This window comes from Marinilabilia sp., from assembly GCF_016278715.1.
In the GTDB taxonomy this organism is placed as follows: domain Bacteria; phylum Bacteroidota; class Bacteroidia; order Bacteroidales; family Marinilabiliaceae; genus Marinilabilia.
The window spans coordinates 1-24,229 of sequence record NZ_JADQBH010000229.1 but is presented as its reverse complement, the minus strand read 5'-3'; the positions used below and the strand labels follow the sequence as shown (position 1 = coordinate 24,229).

Annotated in this window: 19 protein-coding genes; 15 read left to right on the top strand and 4 right to left on the bottom strand. The window is 39.2% G+C overall.

The genetic code is table 11. The features are described from left to right. Positions 1-147: 147 nt before the first annotated feature. The 6 genes from QZZ43_RS14065 to QZZ43_RS14040 all read left to right on the top strand — a co-directional run bounded on the left by QZZ43_RS14065 (position 148) and on the right by QZZ43_RS14040 (position 11,390). On the top strand, positions 148-3,135 hold the full coding sequence (locus tag QZZ43_RS14065) for a TonB-dependent receptor (RefSeq protein ID WP_291860643.1): 2,988 nt from the start codon (positions 148-150) through the stop codon (positions 3,133-3,135). A 111-nt stretch (positions 3,136-3,246) separates the two neighbouring features. Then, positions 3,247-4,818: a RagB/SusD family nutrient uptake outer membrane protein gene (locus tag QZZ43_RS14060; protein WP_291860640.1), complete on the top strand. Its 1,572-nt coding sequence runs from the start codon at positions 3,247-3,249 to the stop codon at positions 4,816-4,818. Between the two features lie 286 nt (positions 4,819-5,104). Next, positions 5,105-6,088 (top strand): glycoside hydrolase family 43 protein, encoded by a 984-nt coding sequence (locus QZZ43_RS14055; RefSeq protein ID WP_291860637.1) that lies wholly within the window; start codon positions 5,105-5,107, stop codon positions 6,086-6,088. A gap of 247 nt (positions 6,089-6,335) precedes the next feature. Next, a complete protein-coding gene (locus tag QZZ43_RS14050) occupies positions 6,336-8,375 on the top strand; it encodes a hypothetical protein (protein WP_291860634.1) in 2,040 nt (679 codons plus the stop codon). Between the two features lie 24 nt (positions 8,376-8,399). Further along, on the top strand, positions 8,400-9,434 hold the full coding sequence (locus QZZ43_RS14045; RefSeq protein WP_291860631.1) for a family 43 glycosylhydrolase: 1,035 nt from the start codon (positions 8,400-8,402) through the stop codon (positions 9,432-9,434). A gap of 141 nt (positions 9,435-9,575) precedes the next feature. Next, complete coding sequence (locus tag QZZ43_RS14040) at positions 9,576-11,390, top strand: glycoside hydrolase family 2 protein (protein WP_291860628.1); 1,815 nt, start codon at positions 9,576-9,578, stop codon at positions 11,388-11,390. Positions 11,391-11,717: 327 nt separating this feature from the next. On the opposite strand, the gene QZZ43_RS14035 is transcribed toward QZZ43_RS14040, so the two are convergent. From QZZ43_RS14035 to QZZ43_RS14025, 3 genes are all read right to left on the bottom strand, one after another. Beyond that, positions 11,718-12,494 carry a class I SAM-dependent methyltransferase gene (locus QZZ43_RS14035; RefSeq protein WP_291860625.1) on the bottom strand — a complete coding sequence of 259 codons (777 nt, stop codon included), beginning with the start codon at positions 12,492-12,494 and terminating at the stop codon, positions 11,718-11,720. 412 nt (positions 12,495-12,906) lie between these two features. Then, positions 12,907-13,341: a hypothetical protein gene (locus QZZ43_RS14030; protein ID WP_291860622.1), complete on the bottom strand. Its 435-nt coding sequence runs from the start codon at positions 13,339-13,341 to the stop codon at positions 12,907-12,909. Between the two features lie 1,061 nt (positions 13,342-14,402). After that, on the bottom strand, positions 14,403-15,581 hold the full coding sequence (locus tag QZZ43_RS14025; protein ID WP_291860620.1) for an acyltransferase: 1,179 nt from the start codon (positions 15,579-15,581) through the stop codon (positions 14,403-14,405). 616 nt (positions 15,582-16,197) lie between these two features. Between QZZ43_RS14025 and QZZ43_RS14020 the strand changes: the two genes are divergently transcribed. The 6 genes from QZZ43_RS14020 to QZZ43_RS13995 all read left to right on the top strand — a co-directional run bounded on the left by QZZ43_RS14020 (position 16,198) and on the right by QZZ43_RS13995 (position 20,941). Further along, a complete protein-coding gene (locus QZZ43_RS14020; protein ID WP_291860617.1) occupies positions 16,198-16,647 on the top strand; it encodes an N-acetyltransferase in 450 nt (149 codons plus the stop codon). Next, entirely contained in the window at positions 16,617-17,084 is a 468-nt protein-coding gene (locus QZZ43_RS14015; protein WP_291860614.1) for an NUDIX domain-containing protein, read from the top strand. The genes QZZ43_RS14020 and QZZ43_RS14015 overlap by 31 nt, the downstream gene beginning before the upstream one ends. A 501-nt stretch (positions 17,085-17,585) precedes the next feature. Continuing rightward, positions 17,586-18,110: a hypothetical protein gene (locus tag QZZ43_RS14010; RefSeq protein ID WP_291860611.1), complete on the top strand. Its 525-nt coding sequence runs from the start codon at positions 17,586-17,588 to the stop codon at positions 18,108-18,110. A 324-nt stretch (positions 18,111-18,434) separates the two neighbouring features. Further along, positions 18,435-18,872 (top strand): hypothetical protein, encoded by a 438-nt coding sequence (locus tag QZZ43_RS14005; RefSeq protein WP_291860608.1) that lies wholly within the window; start codon positions 18,435-18,437, stop codon positions 18,870-18,872. 592 nt (positions 18,873-19,464) lie between these two features. Further along, on the top strand, positions 19,465-19,878 hold the full coding sequence (locus QZZ43_RS14000) for a helix-turn-helix transcriptional regulator (RefSeq protein WP_291860605.1): 414 nt from the start codon (positions 19,465-19,467) through the stop codon (positions 19,876-19,878). Positions 19,879-19,999: 121 nt separating this feature from the next. Further along, complete coding sequence (locus tag QZZ43_RS13995; RefSeq protein ID WP_291860602.1) at positions 20,000-20,941, top strand: SH3 domain-containing protein; 942 nt, start codon at positions 20,000-20,002, stop codon at positions 20,939-20,941. A 146-nt stretch (positions 20,942-21,087) separates the two neighbouring features. Here QZZ43_RS13995 and QZZ43_RS13990 read toward each other — a convergent pair whose 3' ends face one another. Then, positions 21,088-22,032 carry a hypothetical protein gene (locus QZZ43_RS13990; RefSeq protein WP_291860600.1) on the bottom strand — a complete coding sequence of 315 codons (945 nt, stop codon included), beginning with the start codon at positions 22,030-22,032 and terminating at the stop codon, positions 21,088-21,090. A 375-nt stretch (positions 22,033-22,407) separates the two neighbouring features. Here QZZ43_RS13990 and QZZ43_RS13985 point away from each other — a divergent pair, with 375 nt between their 5' ends. The 3 genes from QZZ43_RS13985 to QZZ43_RS13975 all read left to right on the top strand — a co-directional run. After that, complete coding sequence (locus QZZ43_RS13985; protein ID WP_291860598.1) at positions 22,408-22,716, top strand: DUF3784 domain-containing protein; 309 nt, start codon at positions 22,408-22,410, stop codon at positions 22,714-22,716. 451 nt (positions 22,717-23,167) lie between these two features. Then, positions 23,168-23,725 (top strand): RNA polymerase sigma factor, encoded by a 558-nt coding sequence (locus tag QZZ43_RS13980; protein ID WP_291860595.1) that lies wholly within the window; start codon positions 23,168-23,170, stop codon positions 23,723-23,725. After that, positions 23,722-24,229 (top strand): hypothetical protein (locus QZZ43_RS13975; RefSeq protein WP_291860592.1); only part of this gene is annotated, 508 nt, incomplete at its 3' end. The genes QZZ43_RS13980 and QZZ43_RS13975, both read left to right, overlap by 4 nt.

The following is a 24,229-nucleotide window of genomic DNA, read 5'->3' as shown; positions in this document are numbered from 1 at the left end:
TGATTAAAAAGTTGTACTCAAAAGTTAATAAATGTTGTTGGTTTGTGGTGTTTCACATTGGGATTCCAATCTGATTAATTCATGAATTTTTCATGCTAAGGTCAAAGGAAAAATTAAGCTCATAATTTAAATTAAATCATTTTTACTATGAAAAAAATCTTGCTTTTTATGCTGTTGTTAATTCCCGTGGGGTTATCTGCCCAAACGAGGATGCTATCTGGAAAAGTACTTGATGAATCAGGTTTGCCTGTGCCCGGAGTTAATATTATTGTAGAGGAGACTCAAAAAGGAACGATTACCGGCACAGATGGAAATTTTTCTGTCGAGGTTGAAGAAGGACAAACGTTGTTGTTTTCTTTTATAGGGATGGAACAACAGAGAGTTGTTTATAATGGTCAACCCTCATTGGAGGTCACCATGGATGAAAGTTTTAAATCGCTGGATGAGGTGGTTGTAATCGGCTACCAAACGGTGAAAAAGGCAGATCTCACAGGAGCTGTTTCTGTTTTTAAACCCGAACAGATGAAAAATGCAGTAGTAACAGGAGGTGTGGGAGATGCTTTAGGATCTGTTCCGGGAGTTTTCAGCCGGACAGAAGGAAAGCCCGGAGCTGAAGGATGGATTGAGATTAGAGGAACCAAGTCGTTTGGTTCGAGTAAGCCATTGTATGTTATTGATGGAATTGCTGTAGAAGGCGGTGCTAACCGCGACTTTAACTTTAATGATATTGAATCGGTTCAGGTATTAAAAGATGCTTCAGCAGCAGCCATTTATGGCTCCCGTGCAGCCAACGGGGTGATTATTATCACGACAAAAAGCGGAAAGAAAGGCCCGATGAGGATTGAAGCTTCGGCAAAAAAGAGTTTTCAGTGGCTTCCCCGTTATGATTTAACCAATCGTGAACAATGGATCGAATTGAATGACATGGCTTTTGAGAACGGAGGGTATGAGCCGGCCAATCATTTTGATGCAAATACAAACTGGCAGGATGTAGCTTTCAAAACGGGTCATGTAGATGATTATAATGTCTCGTTTTCCGGAGGAAGTGAAACAAGTAGTTATTTTATCTCTTCCAACTATCAAACCAATTCCGGGACTACTATTGGTACAGAAAGTGAACGGATAACTCTACGCGCAAACACTTCTGCCCATCGTAATTTTGGGGAGAATGTGAAATTCAGGATTGGAGAAAATATAATTGTCAGTAACTATCAGGTCGATGAACTGGATACCAACCCAATTATTGATGTATGGAGAATGCTCCCTACCATTCCTGTTTATAATGAGGACAACCCTGGAGGATATGGATATGGTGATGGTTCCAGAGATGTGACTTTTGGAACCAACCCGGTGGCCAAGGAAGATCTTACAAAGACCACCAACCAAAATGTGAGGGTGCGTGGTAATGCGTTTACGGAACTGGAGTTTTTCGAAAATTTGAAGTATAAATTTAATTTTGGTTTTGAAACCAGTTTTGATGAACACAAATATCTGAGAAAGGAGGGCAACTGGTCTTTTAATCAGCCTTGGGATCCTTCCTCTTTGAATAAAAACAAGGCCAGCTTTACTTCTCTGGTTTATGATAATACTCTGGAATATAATAATGAGTTTGGAAAACATTCAATTGGTGCAGTGATTGGGTCCAGCTTTATGGATATTTCTTATGAACAACTCTGGGGAACAAAGAATGATTTGTTGCGCATGAGTGACGGTTCATATTTTGAGCAGTTAAATGCTGCCCAAAAGGATCCTAAAACCGGAGGTTACAGGGATTTGGAACGTATGTTCTCATTGTTTGGTCGTTTTAATTATTCCTATGGTAATCGTTACCTGTTAAGTGGAACGATCCGTCGGGATGCATCTTCAAAATTTGGCCCTTCCTACCGTGATGGTATTTTCCCGTCAATTGCCGGTGCCTGGAGAATTAGTAATGAGAACTTTTTTGAGGTGTCCTGGATTGATGATTTGAAAATACGCGCCAACTATGGTGTGCTGGGAAGTTCAAATATTGGCCCGTGGGACTGGGTGGCATTCATTAATTCATTTCCTCAGGCAATTTTTGGAGCCAATCAACATATTGTGAATGGTCAGACCCAGGTGAAACTTGTAAATGAAGACCTTAAATGGGAAGAGCTGCATGAATTTAATGTTGGTTTCGATGCTACGATTCTTAGCAACCGTTTGGAGTTGTCTGCCGAATATTACAAGTCTGAAACACGGGATGTACTGACGGGAATGCAGATTTTGATGTCCACCGGTAATAATGGAGGGAATCCCAATGTAAACGCGGCCACACTACAAAATACCGGGTTTGAATTTTCAGCTACCTGGAGGGAAGTAAAAGGCGATTGGAATTATTCTGTTAATGCTAATATTTCTTCAGTTAAAAATGAAATCCTTGAACTTGGGTATGGAAGAGAATATTTCACTCAGTGGAATACCCAGTCTCATGTAGGGCAACCAATTGGCGAATGGTATCTAATAAAAATGGACGGATTATTTCGGTCAATGGATGAAGTTCTCGCTCACACTCATGAGGGAAATCTTATCCAGCCTAATGCTCAGCCCGGGGATATTCGGTTTGAAGACTTTAATAATGATGGAATGATTAATGACTCCGATCGCCAACATGTTGGAAGTCCATGGCCTGATCTTCAATTGGGGTTAAATGCAATGGTCGCCTGGAGAGGGCTTGATCTTCAGGTGCAGATGGCAGGAGCTTTTGGACATGATGTATTCAATGGTCCTCGTAGTGGAATGGACAGGTACGATGATAATTCCAATTACCGGGCAGATTATGATCCATGGGCTCCTGATAACATCAACGCAAGTGATCCGCGCCCCATCTACCAGGATGGTCGTAATGCCATAGGAAATCAGTCACGTTGGATTGAGGACGGTTCCTATCTTAGGGTTAAACAGATGGCTTTGGGGTATTCTTTTTCGGAAAATATACTTGGCAATGCTATTGATGAATTGAGGTTGTTTGTGAATGCCCAGAACTTAATCACTTTCACAAAATATACAGGTCTGGATCCTGAGTTCAGGAATGATAACATCTGGGAAAGAGGCTATGATTATGGAGCTTTTCCTAATCCAAAATCCGTTACTATTGGTGCTCAGTTGTCATTTTAAACAGGAATGTAGTTTGATTACCAATGATAATTGTAAAAGACAGTCGATAGCGAATTGAATAAAAAATTATTCAGGGACTTGTCAAGTTTGAATTTTGTAAAATAAAAAGACATGAAAAAGTTATTGATATATATATTTTTTATTGGGTTGCTTTTTTCTTCGTGCGAAGATACAGTAGATGTAAGCAATCCCAATAATATTGAAGTGCGCTCTTTCTGGCAAAGTGAAGCAGACGCCGAAAGTGGTGTTAATGCGATATATAATATGTTCTATAAGCCGGGAACTTACTCCCGGTGGATCTGGTTTCGGTTGGATCTTGCATCAGATGAAGGATTCAGTTCCAGTCCATGGGTGGAGCTAGCTGACTGGACCCGTTTCATTTATAACAATTATAATTTTTGGGAAGGAAATGCATGGACTTACCGTGATAGTTATGAGGCTATTTTCAGAGCTAATCAGGTTTTGCATCATGTGCCCGATATAGAATTTGAGGATCAGGATACAAAAGATCGTCTTTTGGGTCAGGCGTATTTTCTGAGAGCCCTCTATTACTATAACCTGGCAATTTTATGGGGAAGCGAGAACAACAGTTTGTCCATTGTTTTGGAGCCTTCGCAACCGGGAGATACTCCTGAAGGGCATCCTGTTTCAGATGTCTGGGCCCAGGCAGAAGAAGACCTTCAAAATGCCATTGAAATGCTGCCAGAACAGTGGGATGACAATAATCTTGGCCGGGCAACCAGAGGTGCAGCTTATGCACTTAGGGCCAAATGCAGGATGCAACAGCACAAATGGGAGGAAGCTCTTCAGGACCTGGAATGGCTTGTGGATGGTGAAGGTGCTCAATATTATGGATTGGTTGATAACTATAAGGATAATTTCACTCATTTTAATGAGAATAATATTGAATCGGTTTTTGAAATTCAATACTCAGATGTTCACAAAGCTCCGGCAGGTGACGATGATTTTGCCATCGATCCCAACCTTGGATTAAACAGGGGACAGTTCTTTGCCCCTCCTGGAATTGGCTGGACTGACGGTGAGGTCAGACCATGGCTGGTGGATGAATTCAAAAATGAGATGGATCTCAATGGTGATTACGATATTCGTTTAAGGGAAACTGTCTTCTATGAAGAAATGGCAGCGGATTTTCCGGGTAACGACAGAATTTACGGGCGAGGAATGGATGTCTGGAATCAGGACAACTACCGGGGACGCGTTTTCTTTCGGAAATATGGGACTGATTATTATCGCGATTTTGACGATTATCACAGCCCGGTGAATGTTCGTCTGATCCGTTATGCAGATGTCCTGTTGATGTATGCTGAATGTATTGCCAATACTCCGGGGGGGACCCTGGAAGATGCAGTGGCACTGGTTAACCGCGTGCGGGCACGTGCCAATATGCCCAATCTGGAGGTAAACTATTTGGCAGCTACCCAGAATAAAGAGGACTTTTTGAAAAGACTTCAGATGGAGCGGTCACTGGAGTTGAGTCTTGAAGGACATCGGTGGGCGGATATTAAGCGTTGGGGCCTGACGGATAATCAGGATGGTGTTAATGAACTTTCACAGAGGGACCCTGATTTCAATAATTTCGTAGTCGGCCGACATAGATCTTTGCCTATTCCTTCAAGCGAGGTGAATAATAATGAAAAGCTTGAACAAAATCCGAATTATTAAGAGCTTCGCTCAATGCCACCTGAAATGACAGAGCTTGTTTAAGTGCTTGCATGAAAACTAAGTATTTTTCAGTTTTTGATAAGGAAGCGTCAAATACAAGGCTTTCGAAGTTTTTGAACCCAAAGAGTTTACTTTTGGTAAATGACTGTTTCAAAAACGAGAATAACAGTCTACCCCGATTTTTCTTCGGGGCAGTAGTTGGCGTTTTCTTGCAAAGACTATTTAGGAATGAATGTGGTTTGCAGATATTGTGAACCACATTCATAAATTATTAAAACAGAGAGAAATGGTTATCAGAATTATCCTGTTCTTAATTATGTTGTCATCCTGGACTTTTTTTAGCGGATGTAAACAGGATTCAAGCAATAATAAGGAGGATGAAGTTGAAGAATCAGTAAAAGTACCATTGGGGGATCCGTTCATTATGTTGTATGAAGATACCTATTATGCTTATGGAACTTTTTCGGATAACGGGATTGCTGTTTTTACTTCCACTGATTTAAAGAACTGGGGTATCCCGGAAGAGCTGACCGATGGGTTGGCGCTTAGAAAAACTGATGTTTGGGGTGACCGATGGTTTTGGGCCCCTGAGGTTTATCACGTCAATGGCAAGTTCTTTATGTATTACTCTGCCAATGAGCATATTTGTGTCGCAACCAGTGACAATCCGCTGGGGCCTTTTACCCAGGAGATACAAGAACCAATGATCTACGATGAAAAGTGCATCGATAATTCATTGTTCTTTGATGAGAGCGGTAAACCATGGCTCTATTTTGACCGGTTTAATGACGGATTAAATATTTGGGTTGCTGAGCTGACAGAAGACCTTCTGCAGATCAAGCCTGAGACTATGCGGCCATGCATTCATGTTTCCCAGGAGTGGGAGCAGGTCTGGCCGCGGGTAAACGAGGGAGCATTCGTAATACAACACGACGGACTGTATTATTTGACTTATTCGGCCAACAGCTATGAGAGTCAGCTTTATGGTGTTGGTTTCGCTACAGCAGAGACCCCTGTGGGCCCCTGGACAAAATATGATGGAAATCCAATATTTCAAAAGCCCGGAAAACTGGTTGGCGTAGGTCATAGTGCTATGTTTGAGGACAAAAATGGGAATTTAAGAATCGTATTTCATGCACACAAGGATACTGCTGGTATTCACCCCCGAAGTATGTACATCGGTTCTGTTGGATTCGAAAATGTCGAAGATGCACCTGATGTTATGATAATTGAAGAGAATTATATGGTTCCTGTGTTGGACGTAAAATAGTTAAGATGTTTAAAAGGAGTGCTTTATATATTATTCTGGGATTTGTTTTCTTCCCTTTATCTGTGAGGGAATCGGAACAGAGTCTCCGAAAGAAAAGGTTTATGTGGATGAAACAGGGAAAGAGGGATTTGAAAATATTGTAAATGCAGAGGAGGATTCCTCTAACACCTGGTGTCGTGTGCGCTTTTCATAATAGAAACCACACGATTTGGAAGAAAAAGAAAATTAAAACAGAAAGATGACAAATATGAGAAATAGAAAACCTGGTATAGGAACTGTGCTTGGGTTGTTGGTCGCTTTGTTTTTAGGAGGCGAAATGAATGCACAGACAGAGATGACCGAAGGCGAGATAATGCTGAAAACGCCCGGAAATCCTGCAAAAATATATCCTTTAGAATTTAACAGTATTAATGACGGCGATAATTTCAACCTGATATCCGATACGGCGATTCCTGTAGTTATTCAGGGAAATATTAAAAAATCCGGTGAGCTGTATGTCTATGAGGTGGAACTAACCGCCAAAGAAGATATTTTTTTTAATTTCAAACAAAGCATTCCTGCCGGTAATGTATTTCATGAAAATTGTAAATTTCTGATGCCGGGGTTTTGGTATCGGCATAATTTGCGTTCACCTGAAGAAGCCCCATCATTTCATACCAGTGATAGCTGGCTGGTTCGGGAAGATCGTCTGAGCGCACCACTTACCGGAGCATTTGATGAAACTACCGGTCGGTTTTATACGGTTTTAAGAAATGATAAGATTAAGAAATCAGCTTATACAGCCCTACAGGAAGGGGAAGTTATTCTTTCCGGGGAATCTGACCTTGGCTTTACCGGATTTGAGAATGTGGATGGACAGACCAGACTTTCTTTCGGTTTTCCTTATAGGGAGGCGCCCAAAACATATATTCGAAAATTGACTTTGGCTCCGCCGGTTACTGCTTTTAGTAAGTTGGAGAAAGGAGAATCCAGGAAATTTAGCTGGGTGGTGCGAAATGGAACTGCTGATAATTTTGCAGATTTTGTGTCACAGGTCTGGACTGATACCTATGATCATTTTCAGCCACAAAAGGTGGAACTTGATTATTCTGTAGAAAGAGTAAAGGAAGTGTTGTCCAACTTCTTTGTAGAAAGCTATGTGGCAACCGAAGACCTGGATTATTTTTCGGGGATCCATTTAAGAACAGATGATTGCGAGGATATGGGAGGGGCAGAAGTTGGATTTATCGGGAGAGTGCTTTTAAATGCTTTTTTTGCCTATGAATATGCCCTCGAAACAAAAAAACCGAAACTGGAGAAGATCTCTCAAAATATTCTGGACAGTTATCTGGAAAGAGGTTTTACCGGTTCCGGTTTCTTCAGAGAATCCATTAATTACCATACTGATGAGGAGCCTGATGTGCTTAGCATCCGCCGGCAATCTGAAGGGGTATATGCAATACTGAAATATTTGGATTATGAAAGAAAGAAAGGACGTTCACATTCAGAGTGGGAGAACCGAATTAAGCAGGTGTTGGATAATTTCCTGAAGCTTCAAAATTCCGATGGCAGCTTTCCCCGGAAATTTAAAGACGATTTTGAAATAGTTGATGAAACCGGTGGCAGCACCCCGTCAGCAACGGTTCCCCTGGTCATGGCATCCAACTTCTTTTTGGAAAAAGCTTATTTGGAAAGTGCAAGGAAGTCTGGTGATTATCTTGAAAAAGAATTGATCTCCAAGTCCGATTACTTCTCTTCAACACTGGATGCCAATTGCGAAGATAAAGAAGCTTCATTGTATGCATCAACTGCCATGTATTATCTTGCTCTGGCTTCGGAAAGTAAGCAATATGATCATTACGTTGAACTGGCTAAAAAGTCCTCTTATTTTGCATTGTCATGGTATTATTTGTGGGATGTGCCTTTTGCTCAAGGACAGATGCTGGGCGATCTTGGACTGTTGTCGAGAGGCTGGGGAAATGTTTCCGTTGAAAATAATCATATTGATGTTTTCATTTTCGAATTTGCCGATGTTCTCAACTTTCTGGCAGAGGAAACTTCAGAACCCAGGTTTAAGGCGTTTGCAGATGTGATAAATACCTCCATGTTGCAGCTGCTGCCCTATCCCGGGCATATGTGTGGAATTGCCAAAACGGGTTATTATCCTGAGGTGGTTCAGCATACCAATTGGGATTACGGACGCAATGGAAAAGGCTTTTATAACGATATTTTTGCTCCAGGCTGGACAGTAGCCTCCCTTTGGGAGATGCTTACCCCCAGAGCTGCTGAGGAATTTATGAAGGATTGATAACTAATTGAAAAACTTCACCTTATGAAGAATGTAGTGATAACAATTTTTACCGGCGCACTTTTATTGGCAGGATGTTCCTGCAATAAAAATAACGAAGAAAAACCTGAAGAACAGGAGAATGTTTCCGAACAACCTGTTTATGATAATCCGGTGGTAGATTATAGTCTTCCGGATCCAACAGTTATAAAAGCTGAAGATGGCTCGTTTTATCTCTATGCAACGGAAGATATTCGGAATATGCCCATCCATAAATCAAAGAATCTGGTGGATTGGGAATATACGGGAACGGCTTTTACTGAGGACTCGCGACCGGATTTTGAACCTCAGGGAGGTTTGTGGGCCCCTGATATTAATTTCATCAACGATCAGTATGTTTTATATTATTCCATGTCTGTGTGGGGCGGCGAATGGACCTGTGGAATCGGAGTGGCTGTTAGTGACAGTCCTGAAGGGCCATTCACCGATCTTGGAAAACTCTTCAGAAGCAACGAAATAGATGTTCAGAACTCAATCGATCCTTTTTATATAGAGGAAGAAGGTAAAAAATATCTTTTTTGGGGAAGTTTCAGAGGCATTTATGCCATTGAGCTTAGCGATGACGGGTTGAGTCTAAAGCCCGGCGCTGAAAAGCAGCAAATTGCCGGAACCGCTTATGAGGGAACCTATATTCACAGGAAGGATGGTTTCTGGTATATGTTTGCTTCAATCGGAAGTTGCTGTGAGGGAGTGAATAGTACTTATACTACGGTTGTCGGGCGGTCGGATAATTTGTTTGGCCCTTTTCTCGACAAGGATGGGAATAGGATGATGGATAATAATCATGAAGTTTTGATACGTAAGAACAACCGTTTTGTAGGTACAGGGCATAATTCCGAAATTGTTAGCGATGATGCAGGAAACGATTGGTTGTTGTATCACGCCGTGGATGTTAAAAATCCGGACGGGCGTGTGTTGATGCTGGATAGGGTGAGCTGGATTGATGGATGGCCGGAAGTGAAAAATGACACTCCGGGAATTAGAGATATACAAATGCCTGTCTGGGATAAATCAGAATAAATATGCAACTAAGATCTAAATAGTTTCTGTTAATCAGCTTGATTTCCTTTTTGTTTCTCTGGAAAAAAGAGGAACATCATACCAGGTCAGTGGATTCGTTTGAGGTAGAAACTGAATAGTCAAATTTGTAAAATATTGAATATGTTAAAAAAAGCTTTGTCGATATTTTCCATTGCCATAGCGTTGGGGATGTTTTCTCAGGCCCAGTGGAAGCCGGCAGGAGATAATATAAAAACCTCCTGGGCAGATGAGATTGATCCGGAAAATGTATTACCCGAATATCCCCGGCCAATAATGGAACGGGAAGAATGGAAGAATCTGAATGGTCTGTGGCAGTATGCCATTACACCTGTTCAGAATGCTCTTCCTTCAGAGTTTGACGGGCAAATACTGGTTCCTTTTGCCGTCGAATCCAGCCTCAGCGGGGTTCAGGAAAGGGTTGGTGAAGAGAATATTGTATGGTATCATCGAACCTTTGATGTTCCGGAAAGCTGGTCCGACAAAAAGGTGCTGTTGCACTTTGGAGCTGTTGACTGGAAGACGGATGTTTGGGTAAATGACATTAAGGTCGGAACTCATGAAGGTGGTTATACTCCGTTTTCGTTCGATATCGCTCCCTTTTTGGAGGGTAATGGCCATCAGGAATTAACTGTTAAAGTATGGGATCCCACAGATAACGGGCCTCAACCCAGAGGGAAGCAGGTTAACAATCCGGAAGGAATATGGTACACTCCGGTAACCGGTATTTGGCAAACGGTTTGGATGGAGCCGGTTTCCGAAACTTACACCGCAGATGTTCGGACCACTCCTGATATTGACAAGAACTCCGTATCTGTAGAAGCAAAAGTTTGTGGAGGGGGGTATGGTGATGTGGTGAAAGTGACTGTTAAAACTGATGGAAAAATCATCGCTATGTCTAGTGCCTCTGCTTCGCAACCTGTGGAGATTCATTTGGATAATCCTAAAAAATGGAGTCCAGATTCTCCCTTTTTGTATGATATGGAGGTAGTGTTGTTGAAGAATGGAGAGGAGACAGATCAGGTGAACAGTTATTTTGCTATGCGTAAAATTTCTATGGAGCGTGATGAAAATGGGATTGTCAGATTGCAACTCAACAACGAAAATATTTTTCATTTCGGACCGCTGGATCAGGGCTGGTGGCCCGACGGATTATATACTGCTCCAAGCGATGAAGCCTTAAGGTACGACATTGAGAAAACCAAAGATTTTGGGTATAATATGATTCGTAAGCATGTAAAAGTGGAACCCGCCCGTTGGTATACCCATTGTGACCGCCTTGGCATTTTGGTGTGGCAGGACATGCCAAACGGAGATTCCGGGCCCGAATGGCAAAACAAAACCTATTTTGACGGGATGGAGTTTCAGCGTACCGTCCGTTCGGAACAGATATTCAGGAAAGAATGGAAAGATATAATGGATTATCTTTATTCCTATCCGAGTATTGCCGTCTGGGTTCCCTTTAATGAGGCCTGGGGACAATTTAAAACAGAGGAGATTACGGCGTGGACAAAGGAGTATGATCCCTCAAGACTGGTGAACCCGGCCAGTGGAGGTAATCATTACCAGATGGGAGATATGCTTGATTTGCATAATTACCCTGATCCTCAACTCTATCTTTATGATGCGGCAAGAGCAACCGTGCTGGGAGAATATGGAGGTATAGGATTGGCATTGAAAGGGCATTTGTGGGCGAAAGACCGGAATTGGGGATACGTACAGTTTAAGTCATCCAAAGAGGTTACGGATGAATACATACGTTTTGCCCATGAGCTAAGGAAACTTGCGAAAGCAGGATTCTCTGCTGCCGTATATACCCAAACTACCGATGTGGAAGCTGAAGTTAACGGTTTGATCACCTATGACAGAAAGGTTATCAAAGTTGATGAAGAAAAAATACGAAAGATTAATCAGGAAGTGATTAATGTTGTAGAATAATTAAGGTAAACTCCCGGTATATCTGATATGCCGGGAGTTTTGATATAGCGTACTTCCTTATGTCCGGATTAAAATGTAATTCCCCAAAAATGACAGGAAGGCCTGAATCCTGAATTACAAGGGAGGAATAACTTCAAACAATAGATGATGCAATTGACTTTTTGCCACTCAAAAGCAAAATAGGCGTAGCCCACTTTCTAAGGTTAATTGCCAATTGACATGATAAAGAGTGTTGAAAGTGTAATATTGGCAAAAAACCTTTCGTGCGTAAATGATTACACACGAAAGGAATTATTAATATCACAATTTGTCAGACTGAATATTTATTCAGATTTTAATCTTTTTTCCAATATAAAACATATAACCATAATATGATTTATATTTATCATATAACTCTGCCTCGTATTGCATCGAATCGACAAATCTTTCTATGGCTTTATTTCCTTCATGTATCTTAAGAAAAGATTCTCGTCTCAATTTTTGCCAGGCATAATAGTCAGTCCAAATTGTCTCGGGCAGCATATAGGTGGCAATCGGAAGATAGCCTGCTTTTTGCATTTGAGCAACCTTGTTTGCCACTGTATCTATTTCGGGATAGGCTTTTTGCCAAAAGTCCTGAATTTCCGTAGGTCGTTGTTCGCTAAACCAGGTGTTTTCTGTAACTGCAATATATCCGCCCTGTTTCAGAAATTTCCGCCACTCGTTCAGTCCACGCTCAAATCCAATGTTATAAATTGCCCCTTCCGACCAAATCAAGTCTAATTCTTCTTCTTGAAACGGAAGATTTTCCATATTGCCGACAATGCCTTTAACTCTGTCCTGTAGGTTTTTAACCTGGGCATTTTGGTTGAACTTATTTATAAAATCTGGCCAGTTATCAACACCTGTAATTTTACACTGTGTATTTTCTCCCAATACCATAGTTTGCCCCCCTGTGCCACAACCAATATCGACAATTTTAGAGTTCTTGGTTAGACCGCCAATAAAGCTCAATGCCTTTAGCGTTTCTTCGGGACTACCAGGGCCCTGACGCTCTGTATTTGAAAAAAAATCATAGATAATATTCAAATCAAATTCGTGAATTGTCTGTTGTTCTTTATTCATTTTCTTTTATTTTGTTGCATACATGAAAACATCGCAAGGCTTTCATCATTGTATGCAGAATAAAACTTAAAATATTTAAATAGAAAATCACTCTCAGAAAGAATTATCCGAGAGCAAACGAAGATACAATCTATACAAAACGTACAGATTGTTTACAGAACAATATCCGAATTAGAAGTTAACATCCATTTGTTTTTGACGATTACAAAGTTATAAGAAACAGTAAGAATGGGAGCTTTTTTTTATTTTTTTTTTGTATTTTCGGAATTGTTTTGTGCTTTCCAATAGCAGTTTTATTCTTCCACCCAACCATTATAATAAATGCACCCAGATAATGTTATTTATCTTGTATTTTGAGAAAAGGTACACAATTGAGTCTAAAATGGGAAGTATGGTGTATTAGCAAATGTTTTTATTTAATAATCTGAACAATATGTATAAGCAATAACACAACAGGAATTGGCAATACCCAAAACTTAATATTGAATAAAAGAAAAGAAAATCTTATTATTTTATATCTCTTAGTATCAAAGTTTTCTTGAATAAAAGCAAATTTAGCATTCTTTTCATCTCTATCTAATTTTGGACTATTCTCAATGTAAATCTTGGCAATATTAAAATCATTAATTGTCGCTCTATAATTAATTGCAGTAACGTAGTATTGTATTAAATCTATCGAAAAAAATATTACTAAAAACAAAAGACTTAATGCTGGAAATAATGTCATATTAAACCCATCCCCATTTTGTGTTAATGTCCATGAAACACCAATTAAGCCAAAAGCTATTTGTCTACCCACATTAGAACTCTTATCTGATTGTGTGGATACAATATTATCTTTCTCCATTCGTAAAATCGGTTTTAGAATTATTAATATTCTTTGTTAATCCTAATGTTAGTTTTTCACTTATAGAGTCAGGTAATTTTATTTCAGCAGGGTGCTCTCCACTTTTTACCGTTACAACAGACTTTACATATAGGGGATCACAAAAAGGACAAAAAAATGTTTGGAGATGTTCATTATAAATCATTTTATGATCACATTTTGAGCATCTGGGTCGATACTTAAAAAGTTTAATATTCATAGCATTGAAGTATTTGGTTTTAAATATTTACTTACAATAATATAAAAGTGCTTAGGTAATTTTATTTACCTATTATCATAAGAAAAGGTGACCTATTGATATCTTAATGGGATGTGTTGTGTACTGTTTTTGACATCGGTAACCAGTATTTGGAGATTGTGATATTTCCCTAAGAGATATCTTATTAAAAAAATGAATAAAGTAATTATAATTTAAAAAGAATATTTTGGGTAGCATAGGGTAATTATTGTATTTGATTTTGTGTACTCAGATTAAAAATAAAAAATTTAAGAAATTATAGTCAGATAAGCATTTGAAAAAAGCCTTTCTCTCCATTTCTCAGATTAACGCTGAAACTCTTAAAATATGGCTCACCAGAGTTAAAACCCTAACCCAATTATAAAATTAAGTGATTGATTTTGAAATGTCAAGGATGCTAATATGGCCAAATGGAATTAGCCTATCCTACCGCCTTTTATCAGGGGTTGAGACGGGGAAAGCGATGAGGTTACACATTTCGCGCAAGCGCGACCGAACTCTTGGGCCATAGATGTCTTCAATTTCAACTTTTATATTATTTTATGCACGAAACGACACTGGCGCAAGGCCATGAAAGTCGTCTATTTTGGCTTCCCGCCACTGTCGGCCCGGGAAGCGGACGGGCCCGCGTACTGTTTGAACAGTGACTTTCTTTTTTTCTAAAATAACATTCTGTGGAATTGTTAGAGGTTGACGACTTACAATCAATGTCTTGTGTTTTCAAAAAAAACATACGATAAACTTGTTGCTTTTAAGCTGTCAGGTGTTATTCCGCAAGCCCTAATTATATGTACTGTTTTACGATTTTGATTTTGTGAAGGAAATGGCTGATCATCCAGCTTAATATCAATGCAGAAATAAAGGTGATTAGGAACTTTATGAATGCATGCACTTCCAGGGTTAAAAGGAAATACTGGCTCCATAAGACAAAGATGTAATGGATAAGGTAAATCAAATAGGCATTTTGGGAAAGTGAATTCCACCAGCAGTTTTCTGTTTTGATTAACCTGCGAAAGGTGGTGATTAATGCGATGCTGCTGAGTGTGCATGAGGCTGAAAAAACCGTTAGGTAGATCATCCAGGCATAGAATTCATGGGTGGCCCCTTTTTGTATCCAATTTGTTAGTGGAGCTGTAATTATGGTTAAGATTGCATAAACGATTAAGGCCAGAGAGGCCCAAAGCCACCATTTTTTGACAATGGGGGATTCACGATTGAAAATTGTGCTGCTGAAATCGGTGGTTCCAATTTTTATCCCTATAAAAAAATAACCAAAGTAGAGGAGAATCCGACTTAGTTGGAAATCAAAGGGGCCAAAGCCCACCCAGGTTCCTGCTCCGACATTATAAGCCATGGGGACATAAAGGATCCATGTGGCCACAAATATAATGGCCATAAATTTTATCGGATGGTTTTTGAACACATTTATTATTCTTCCGGATAGTTGAACCGTTTTTGACAGAAAGAACCATGTGCCTGCGAAGATGAGATTAAAAAAGAAAAGTACCCATATAAACCAGGGAGGACCAACCGGCCACCTTTGTTCGGTGAAGAAGTCCTGAATGTAATGAAGGATATTGGTGTCGTTTGTTGAGATGAAGAATGGGGGGAAATAGGCGATGAGCATAAAGAGTGTGCCCAGTAACAAGAATGGGATAAAAAGCCGAAAGAATCTGTCACGAATGAAATTAAGGGAGCCTTTTTTAAGAATACTTCGTGAAAGGAAGAGACCACCAATCAGGAACATGAGTGCCATAAAGAAAACATCATTGAAATTCTGAAAAATATCCAGTCCGACCCATCTTTGCGTATCTACAACCGGATGGGTTGAGTTGATGTATTTGTCCTTATCAAACCATGCAAAGGTGGTGTAGGAAAGTGCAGAGTGGTGAGCTACGACCATTATTGTGATGGTGGAGCGGAGATTGTCTACCCAGTGGTTTCTTTTTGATTTGTTCTTCATTGCGAAATGAATAATCTGTTTTTTAAGGTTTGGTTGCAATAATAGTTGTTATTGAGAAGTATTTTTGAGTGTGAATGGTTGTCAAACAGTTGTTTAAGTGGTTTTTAATAACCGAAGTTTTAAGAAGAAAATAATTGTTTTTGTAACATTGCATCGGATTTAGGGGACAATTATTCATTGGTTTTCCGGCCGGGGTTTTACGATTTCCGGCCGGAATTTAGTTGTTTTTTGGCTATTTGAGACCATTTACCGCGTTGCGATTGACCGAAAGTTACTAATTTACGAAAAGGAAAGTCTGAATTTTCCTTGTAAATGAAACCTTCTGAACAGATATTGTTTTTTGTAAAAATTTTTCGGGGATTATGAATGCGGATTTTTCATGATGAACTATAATAATGAAACGAATAAGAAGAATATCAGGTAGTCAGAAATTATGGTTGGAGTTTTGGTGTGCTACTTTTGCGTTATTTCCTGTCTTATTTTTGAACCAAATAAGGGAGAATCAAAGCAACCAAAAGTTGAGTGAGACGTCTTTTGAAAAGATCAGAGGCGGGGTAAACTTAAATAAAAGGATTCTGAAGGAGATGTTTACCGTTGATAAAACTATTTTTGAATAATGATACGAAAGATACAGGATAATCAGGGTGAAGTTGAAAAGGTTTGTGCCATTTGGCTCGAAGGATCCATTCAGTCGCATGATTTTGTTTCGGAATCTTACTGGCAGTCGAAGTTGGAAGATATGAAAACGAGATACCTGCCCAGTTCGAGAACATACGTGCTTGAAGAGGATGGACAATTAAAGGGATTCATCTCTCTTGTGGATGACATCCTTGCTGCCCTTTTTGTATCACCAGAATATCAGGGGGCTGGGATTGGGAATGCGTTGCTTTCTCAGGCACAAAAGTTGAACCGCTATTTGAAACTAACGGTTTATACGGAGAATTCGAGAGCAGTAACTTTTTATGCCAGAAGGGGGTTTCGTTTTGTTCGGTTGCAAATGGATCCCAATACCGGTTGTGAAGAATTTGTTTTAGAATGGAAAAAAGAAAAATCAATGGTGAAATGAAACAACCTGAAGCAGTTGTAAGTGCACTCATATTTAACAATGAGAATAAGGTTTTGCTTTGTCGGTCACACAAGTGGAATAATCAGTATGTGATACCTGGAGGGCACATTGAAACCGGGGAGCCGATGGAAGAAGCATTAAGAAGAGAGATAAAGGAAGAAACAGGTCTGGAGATCTATGATATTCGTCCGCTGAGTGTTCATGAGAGCATTTTTAGTGAACAGTTTTATTCAGAACGTCATTTTGTGTGTATAGATTTTATTTGTAGAACAGAAACAGAGGAGGTCGTTCTAAATGATGAAGCGTCACAGTTTATCTGGGTTAGCCTGGAGGATATAGATCGGGTGGATTTAGGTGGGGTGGTGAGGCCGCTACTGAATGAGATGAAAAAAGGAAGGGAATCGGGGAAGAGGGTTGAATTGTACTATGATTATTAAGTTTTGGAGGATTATTGCCGTTTGACAGGTTAGGAGTTGTTTGACGCCAGCAGCCTCTAACCATTTTTTGTTTTTTGAATTTTTTGCGTTGCCCCATTAAGGAATTGAGTTGCGATTATGGTTTTTGTGAGTTTTTTTCAGAAATAGAATTACTTTTGAAATAGTGATTTTACTTATTCTTTTTGGCATTGCTCCAAGAAGGTTCAAATTCCGATTATGGTTTTGTAAGGTTTTGATTTTCCAAAACGAACAGAAACCTATTTCAGGACAAAGAGCATCAAAACTGCGGCAGCTTTTGCTCTAATTTCTTTATTGGTCGCATTCCCACCAATAAAAAAAGGTGTGGGGGATAACTCCTAACCCGGAGCGTTGCCCCGGGTTATTGCTCTTAGGCTTTCAGCCTGTTTACACCTTGCCTTTTTACCTAAAAAGTCGGTTAGGAGGACATATAGTTCTTTGAAAATATCTATTTAGAACAGTAATAATCTAACGGCAATTATTATGAAAAGAATAATGATGTATGTTGCAATTGTATTGATTCTGGTTGTTACAGGATCCTGTGAAAAGGAGAAGCGTATTCCTGTTAATGGATCTAAGGGAAAAACTGTGGACATCTATTTGCATCCAATGTATCAGACAACTGTAGGGGATACAGGAGAGGAGCCAACAATGTTTTTACCTACGGATTCGATAATAATTCCGTATTCTGAAATACTGGGATATTCCTCTGAGGAATGTGTCTTTTATGTGAGTGATAAAATATCTGCGATTTTGAATGATCCGGAGAACTACCTGTATCAGGCGCCCTTTTCCGTTGCGGTGGATGGGGAGATGATTTATCGGGGATTTTTCTGGACAAGACTCTCTTCTGCTACCTGTCGCTGGCCCGTAATATGTATAGAAGATGCCAGTGGGCGCCTGCAGGTTGAAGTTGGCTATCCGTCAGCACCTGAGAGAGCGCCGGACAGACGTAACGATCCAGCTATATTAGAAGTGTTTAGGAGGGATGGGAAGTTGGTGGATTAGGGGGATAATAGAATAAAACAACGAATTGGGGGCTGCTGAAAAAGTCAGAAGACTAATTCATTACAATAACTCATGAAAAAAGCAGGTTGAAAATCTTAAAGCAAAAAAGAGAGCACGGCGGAGGGATTTGGTAATGATGAGGTAGGATTGGATTTGAATTTTCAGAACGAGTATTGTTAGATTCCATAGGAGAAATGTATTGATTGGCCCTGATTGCTTCATTAAATATAAATTTTTGCGGGATTTCCGATAAAGAAAAAACTTTGTTTGGGTTGGGATTCTGTGGTTGGGTCTTTCATCTTTTGTTCATGATCTTTGTAGGTTATGAGAATGATGAAGAAATTTTTCTCCTCGATGTTGAGTCGCTTAAAAGATAGTGGTTTTGCATTTGACCATTTTATAATTATTTCCTCTGCGGATTTGACTGTGTTTCTCAGAGACTTCTTATCAATAATAAATGTGAGGCTCCATAACAAGTTTTTATTGGTGGAAACTGAAAATCGACCTGAAAAATCAGAGAGCGAAATTGACATTGTTTCTTTTTCCAGAACGTGGACGTTTGGAAGAGGGGTTCCGGAAGCCCTCGTTATGGTTCCTGTTATATTTGCATCCTGTGCAAAGTGGGTATTAGCTGATGATATAAAAACGATAATGGTTATCAGGGATTTTAGGCATGAAGAGTTGGGGCCATGCGATATAATGCCGGGCCATGGAGCATTTGCTTTTATTTTTCCATTGGGTTTCAAAACACTGAATAGATGATTTGGGATGAGCAGGGTTGCGTTGGTTTAAGGGATTTTATCCCTTAAACCCTGACCCCGATCATGGTTTTGTAAGGTTTTGATTTTCCAAAACCAACAAAAACCTATTTCGGGATAAAAAACTTATTTCATGAATATTGCTACACTCAGCATTGTTCAAGCAAGCTTGACATAGCTTTCGTTTATCGCAATAATTATTTACATGATTATTGCTACACTCGACAGTATTCAAGCAAGCTTGATACTGTCCTCGCTAATCGCAATAATCTAAGACTGAGCCAGTTTTTACTCTAAAAACTACGGTTCTTTTATCGAAATCGTCAAAACTCATCTCACTTACTTTGTTGGAAAGATTCAACCAGAGACGATTTTACGATAAAACAACCTTATTTTTAGGCTTGCCTTCAACAATACTGCACATGCTTAAAATTTTTTTTTAAGTCACATATAAATTTTATTCCTATTTTTGAGTATTCCAATTTCTACAACAGTACGTTTTCTGTCGATGCAATAATAAGTGTTTCGAGTTATAAAACCGGATTCTTAGCAGTAGTATAGCTTATCGAAAAAGAAGCATCAAACAACTTTGAAATATGGATAAGAGGACAGGAAACGATTATTTTTCCATTTTAGACAATCAACAAATCGGGGAGAATATAGCCCGGCACAGAAAACAGCGCGAAATTGATGCGGCCCAGATAGCTGCCCATATTGGTGTGAGTGAGGAAATTTATTTGAAGTATGAAACGGGTGAACTGGATTTGAGTGTCCAGGTGATTCAAAAGGTCGGGGAGATGTTAAAGGTGGATCCATTGGTTTTATTATCGTCACGTCCTGGTCATTTTATTGGGGGCATTCATCATTCTCCTTTTGGGGGGATCGGCAATTATGTGGGTGGAAATTTTCAGATGCAGGATGAGCAGCAAACCCAACTGACAATGAAACTTATGGAGAATATGTTGAAGCTGAGTGAGCGGATGATAGAGGTGATGGGGAGAGAAAGGTGAAAGATTTTTTAGGGTAGAGAAATAATGGAATCGAAATTCAAACCTGATTCGTACAGGATTTCGTTGAAAATACCTTTCTATTTTTTATTTTTGCTTTTATATTAACCCTTGTAAAGCCGAAATGCAAAAAATACTTTTTTCTCTTCTTTTTGTTATTTTATTATTAAGTTGCTCTTGTGAAGGTCTGGTTCGAGAAGACGCTGTTGTTTCAGCGACTAAATTAAATGTCAGAGAAGCTGCAAGTACTACCAGTCAGGTTTTAGGTCAACTCAAACAAGGAGATACCATAACCATTGAACGACCTGTATTTCCCGGGTTTGCAGAAATTACCTATCAAGGAAATAAAGCTTATGTTTCACAAAAGTATTTGACTAAAGTAAAAGATGCTAAGAGGGAATTGTTTTTAGAAAAGCTTCAGACAGCGGATTATTTCACTTTTATTACAATGGTCTTGTTTTTAAGTTTTCTATGTTGGGGCTTAACAAGGCTTGGGCATTTAGCTTTGTGGAATTTGACTACCTTCAGGACACACTATATTAAAGGGTTTAATTTTGCAACCATTGAAGAAAACTCTGGCAGAAAGCGCATAACTTTTCTTTTAACCCGGGTATTAGGTGGCGGAAGGCAGCATCCATACCTTTCCTTTTGGGTTTATGTTGCTTTTTATTATTTCTTACTGCCTTCATTCTTTCTTTTTCCGGTGCTTCTTATGGATATATCGAGTCAATTAACAAATAAAATATCCATTGGTGGATTGAATATTGAATATTCGGCAACAGTCATCTGGGTGGTTTTAGGGATAGGGTTACCATCTGTAATATTTTTAGTGAAATGCGGAATGAATATAAAGAGAGAAGGATCAAAAAAGGAATGGATTGCAGTCTTTGTTGCCTTATTATTTGCTGTTCCGACATTTATTATTACTCTTTTCCTCGCATCCATTACCTACTTTAAATATGTAATATTAGCTTTTTGGGTGATGTTGAAAATTTTTGCCCCGACAAAACGGGATTGGCGTTATCTGAATAATTCTGAGCATGATGATGGCATTACGAATATTTGATGAACTGGACTTTGAATGCTGGTTTGTGAAATTACAAGTGAAAAAATTCTGGAGTATGATAATAGGCTGATAAGTGGTTCATAATTATGGTTGGTGGGGCGCTTTATAGAGAAATCGTAAATTTCCATTATTTTACGTAATACTGATCAATTTATCATGCTGAAAAATTTCAAAACATCCCCTTTAATTTCTGAGGTTTGCTCGTGCCCGGTTTCTTTATAGGTTTTGAAGATTGCATTTACACCATTGGATTGATATGCTTTAATGCAAGCCTGCCACCTGTTCGGCATCATTTGTTCTCCAAGAAGTTCAAATATTAGCTCTCTTTCTTCCTTGCTGTAACCATCTTCAAAAGGAATTGCATCATTTTCATCCCTTTCTCCCATAAAAAGAAATTGGGGAGTATTAATGAATTCCCGGGTTTTAAAATCCTCACCGGTCAGCATATTAAAATCGTTTACCCCGATGGGATAATTGAGGGGGCGGCTTTCTAAACTATCCATTGGCATAATCAAGAGTCCGTTGATGCCACCTGCTGCAACGGCTTTCACTTTCTCCGGGTGAAGAGCTGTAAAACGATTTGCAAAAGTCCCAGAAGCAGAAAAACCGGTAATAAAGACCCGCTCTTCCACAATGTAGCCCAGTGTCTCCAATTCCGATTTTGCTTCATCAATCATTTGAATCAACTGTTTATCTATTCGCTCCAGTGAATTACCTTTTTGAAGCATTGCATCCCGGTCAAGTGAATGCGTGTAGATTTCCCATTGGCTCCGGGAACGTGGAAAAACCGGGACCATCAATGGCTGACCAAGATTTGTGGAAAGATAATTCCCCATGTAAAAGTCGAGTCTTGCAATTCTCTCTGCTTTTTCTCTATGTTTTTGAAAATCATCATCTACGAAACCAGAGTTATTTGGCTCCACAATCAACGTAAGTACATCTTCTGTTGATGCCCCTTCCGGAATGAAAAGATAAAAAGGAAAGTTAAACCCTGCCCCGGGATTAGCTTCATAAAAAGTTAGCTTGCCTTTGCTTCCACTGCTGCATGAGTAGAAAAGAAAAACAACAGAAAGATAAAACAGGATTTTCATTGCAGAAAATGAAATTAGGTTTTGAACAGGACGAAGCCCTCTGACCGGCTTGCAGTGCGTCTCTCTGGATTTCGAAAATAGTAAAATATGAGGAAAAATTACTACAATCTGCCAAAATTTCCTTTGTCAAAGAATTATGCTTGATAATAATGCCATGCCACGCAAGTATTTACGGCATTGACTGTGGATAAAAGCCTGTGAAACGGGTTTGAATAGGCGGGCGAAAAGCAATTATTTAATAAGTATTTAAGATGGTTGTTTATCACTTGTCACAGTTGTTTTATACCACTTGTAAATGCCGGAATTCCCTGAATCAATATTGACCTTTGTACTTGTTTTGCTGCTGTTAACCGGGCAATTTTATAAGCCACCTTTATGAATGTTTTTGTTTTGGTATTTGGATGCATGTTTGTGGGCATTGGCCTTTTGGTGCGAAATTATCCCGACTTAATTGCCGGATATAACACATTGCCGGAAGAAAAGAAAGCCCGGGTTGATATAAAGGGTCTGGCAATCATCATCAGGAGCGGGTTGATTGTTATTGGGACAGGGGTCATCCTAATATTTTATATTTTGAAGCTGATTGGTTTCATTGAAATTGCACGTTTGATGGTGGTAATCGTCCCTATTGTTGGAGTGGTAATATTGGTAATTAGAGTTCAAAAGTTTAATACTCATGAATAAATCATGCTAAGGAAAAACATTGGATTCTTCAGCGTGAAATTAAAATGCAGTAACGAACCAGCTTCCCTGAATTTGTTTTTAATCTTTTCTTCAGAAACACTTCGTTGTTCAAGTAAATACCGGTCTTCTTATTTCTACAAGAATCTATTTTGAGAGTTAGTCTCTACAATCTTATGTCGCTGAGAATTTTGTTCCTGGTGAAATATGCGAAAACGGTGACTTGTATTTGGCACTTTACTTTTTCAAAACGGAAAATTCATAAGTTTTAAGATGATAGTACTATTCGAAATAATTCAGATTCATTCAATGTATAGATTCTTATTCGGATGCATCGTTTCAGTATGTTTTGCAAACTATATCACCAGAAATTAAATATTACAACTAACCTCCAGCGTTTGTCGCATTTGCTTCCCTGCACACGTAATAACAATTAAAAACAGAGAAAAGAGTAATGTTACAACCTTCGCGTGATGATAACCTCATTCAGGAGTTGATTGAGGGATGTAGTAATAATGAGTTAAAATGTCAGGAAATGCTTTACAAATATTTTTTCGGATATGCATTGGCAATCGCGATCCGATATGTTGGTGATCGAGGTGAAGCCATTGAGGTTGTGGATGATAGTTTCTTGAAGATTTTTGATAAGTTTTTTATGTATGATCAAGAGCGTGATTTTAAAGGATGGTTAAGAAGGGTTGTAATCAATACAGCTATCGATAAAATCCGGAAAGGGAAGGGGCGGAACTCCAAAGAACGAAATATAAATGAAAGCGATATTATATCCTTAAAAGAAAACGATGCTGACACAGGACTATATCTGACCGAACTTCATGAACTTGTTAAGCAACTGCCTTCTCTGCATCGTGTTGTTTTTAATATGTACGAGGTAGAGGGATTCAGTCATAAGGAGATTGGTGAAAAATTAAAAATCCCTGAGAGCTCCTCCCGGACCTATCTGACCCGGGCAAAAAAAGAACTTCGGAAGTTGTACAAAAGATATTTTCAGTGATGAAACAAGCAGAAGACGATAAAATACTTCATGAGATTATCTGTTCATTGAAAGATTACAATGAAGATTATATCGATGGGGCGTGGGAAAGATTTTTGAAAAAACAGCAACAAAGTAAAAGAAAGGCTTTAGTGATTTTTCTTTTAAGGGGAGTGGCAGCCTTATTTCTGTTGTGTTGTCTTATTCATTCACCACGATATTTTGATTTAAATAACCATTGTCGAAAAGTTTCCCAGGTAAAGAATGAGGTAAATTTTGACCAGGAAGAAATATCTGAAGAAAAGGGGGTATGTACCAATGAAGAAATTTTTGTCATCCAGGAAGACCAATCCATGTCCAATCCCGTCATTGAGAAACTGGAAAGCAAAGAAGTTCCAAGGTTGAAGATTGGCGAAGCACCTGCCTTGGTGTTAGCTTCCTGTGCTTTACCGTTGAAGTCAAAATCAAAAGGTAATAGCAGCCAATTAACAGTCATTCCAGACAGCAGCATTAATATTTTGCGGG

What these genes read in the sequence shown, in the direction of transcription:
- QZZ43_RS14015 (WP_291860614.1), top strand. Translation starts at nt 16,617, where the DNA reads ATGGAAAAAAGAAAAATCAATGGTGAAATGAAACAACCTGAAGCAGTT.
- QZZ43_RS14010 (WP_291860611.1), top strand. Translation starts at nt 17,586, where the DNA reads ATGAAAAGAATAATGATGTATGTTGCAATTGTATTGATTCTGGTTGTT.
- QZZ43_RS14030 (WP_291860622.1), bottom strand. Translation starts at nt 13,341, where the DNA reads ATGGAGAAAGATAATATTGTATCCACACAATCAGATAAGAGTTCTAAT.
- QZZ43_RS14065 (WP_291860643.1), top strand. Translation starts at nt 148, where the DNA reads ATGAAAAAAATCTTGCTTTTTATGCTGTTGTTAATTCCCGTGGGGTTA.
- QZZ43_RS14000 (WP_291860605.1), top strand. Translation starts at nt 19,465, where the DNA reads ATGGATAAGAGGACAGGAAACGATTATTTTTCCATTTTAGACAATCAA.
- QZZ43_RS13980 (WP_291860595.1), top strand. Translation starts at nt 23,168, where the DNA reads ATGTTACAACCTTCGCGTGATGATAACCTCATTCAGGAGTTGATTGAG.
- QZZ43_RS13995 (WP_291860602.1), top strand. Translation starts at nt 20,000, where the DNA reads ATGCAAAAAATACTTTTTTCTCTTCTTTTTGTTATTTTATTATTAAGT.
- QZZ43_RS14005 (WP_291860608.1), top strand. Translation starts at nt 18,435, where the DNA reads ATGAGAATGATGAAGAAATTTTTCTCCTCGATGTTGAGTCGCTTAAAA.
- QZZ43_RS14055 (WP_291860637.1), top strand. Translation starts at nt 5,105, where the DNA reads ATGGTTATCAGAATTATCCTGTTCTTAATTATGTTGTCATCCTGGACT.
- QZZ43_RS14020 (WP_291860617.1), top strand. Translation starts at nt 16,198, where the DNA reads ATGATACGAAAGATACAGGATAATCAGGGTGAAGTTGAAAAGGTTTGT.
- QZZ43_RS14025 (WP_291860620.1), bottom strand. Translation starts at nt 15,581, where the DNA reads ATGAAGAACAAATCAAAAAGAAACCACTGGGTAGACAATCTCCGCTCC.
- QZZ43_RS13990 (WP_291860600.1), bottom strand. Translation starts at nt 22,032, where the DNA reads ATGAAAATCCTGTTTTATCTTTCTGTTGTTTTTCTTTTCTACTCATGC.
- QZZ43_RS13985 (WP_291860598.1), top strand. Translation starts at nt 22,408, where the DNA reads ATGAATGTTTTTGTTTTGGTATTTGGATGCATGTTTGTGGGCATTGGC.
- QZZ43_RS14045 (WP_291860631.1), top strand. Translation starts at nt 8,400, where the DNA reads ATGAAGAATGTAGTGATAACAATTTTTACCGGCGCACTTTTATTGGCA.
- QZZ43_RS14050 (WP_291860634.1), top strand. Translation starts at nt 6,336, where the DNA reads ATGAGAAATAGAAAACCTGGTATAGGAACTGTGCTTGGGTTGTTGGTC.
- QZZ43_RS14040 (WP_291860628.1), top strand. Translation starts at nt 9,576, where the DNA reads ATGTTAAAAAAAGCTTTGTCGATATTTTCCATTGCCATAGCGTTGGGG.
- QZZ43_RS14060 (WP_291860640.1), top strand. Translation starts at nt 3,247, where the DNA reads ATGAAAAAGTTATTGATATATATATTTTTTATTGGGTTGCTTTTTTCT.
- QZZ43_RS14035 (WP_291860625.1), bottom strand. Translation starts at nt 12,494, where the DNA reads ATGAATAAAGAACAACAGACAATTCACGAATTTGATTTGAATATTATC.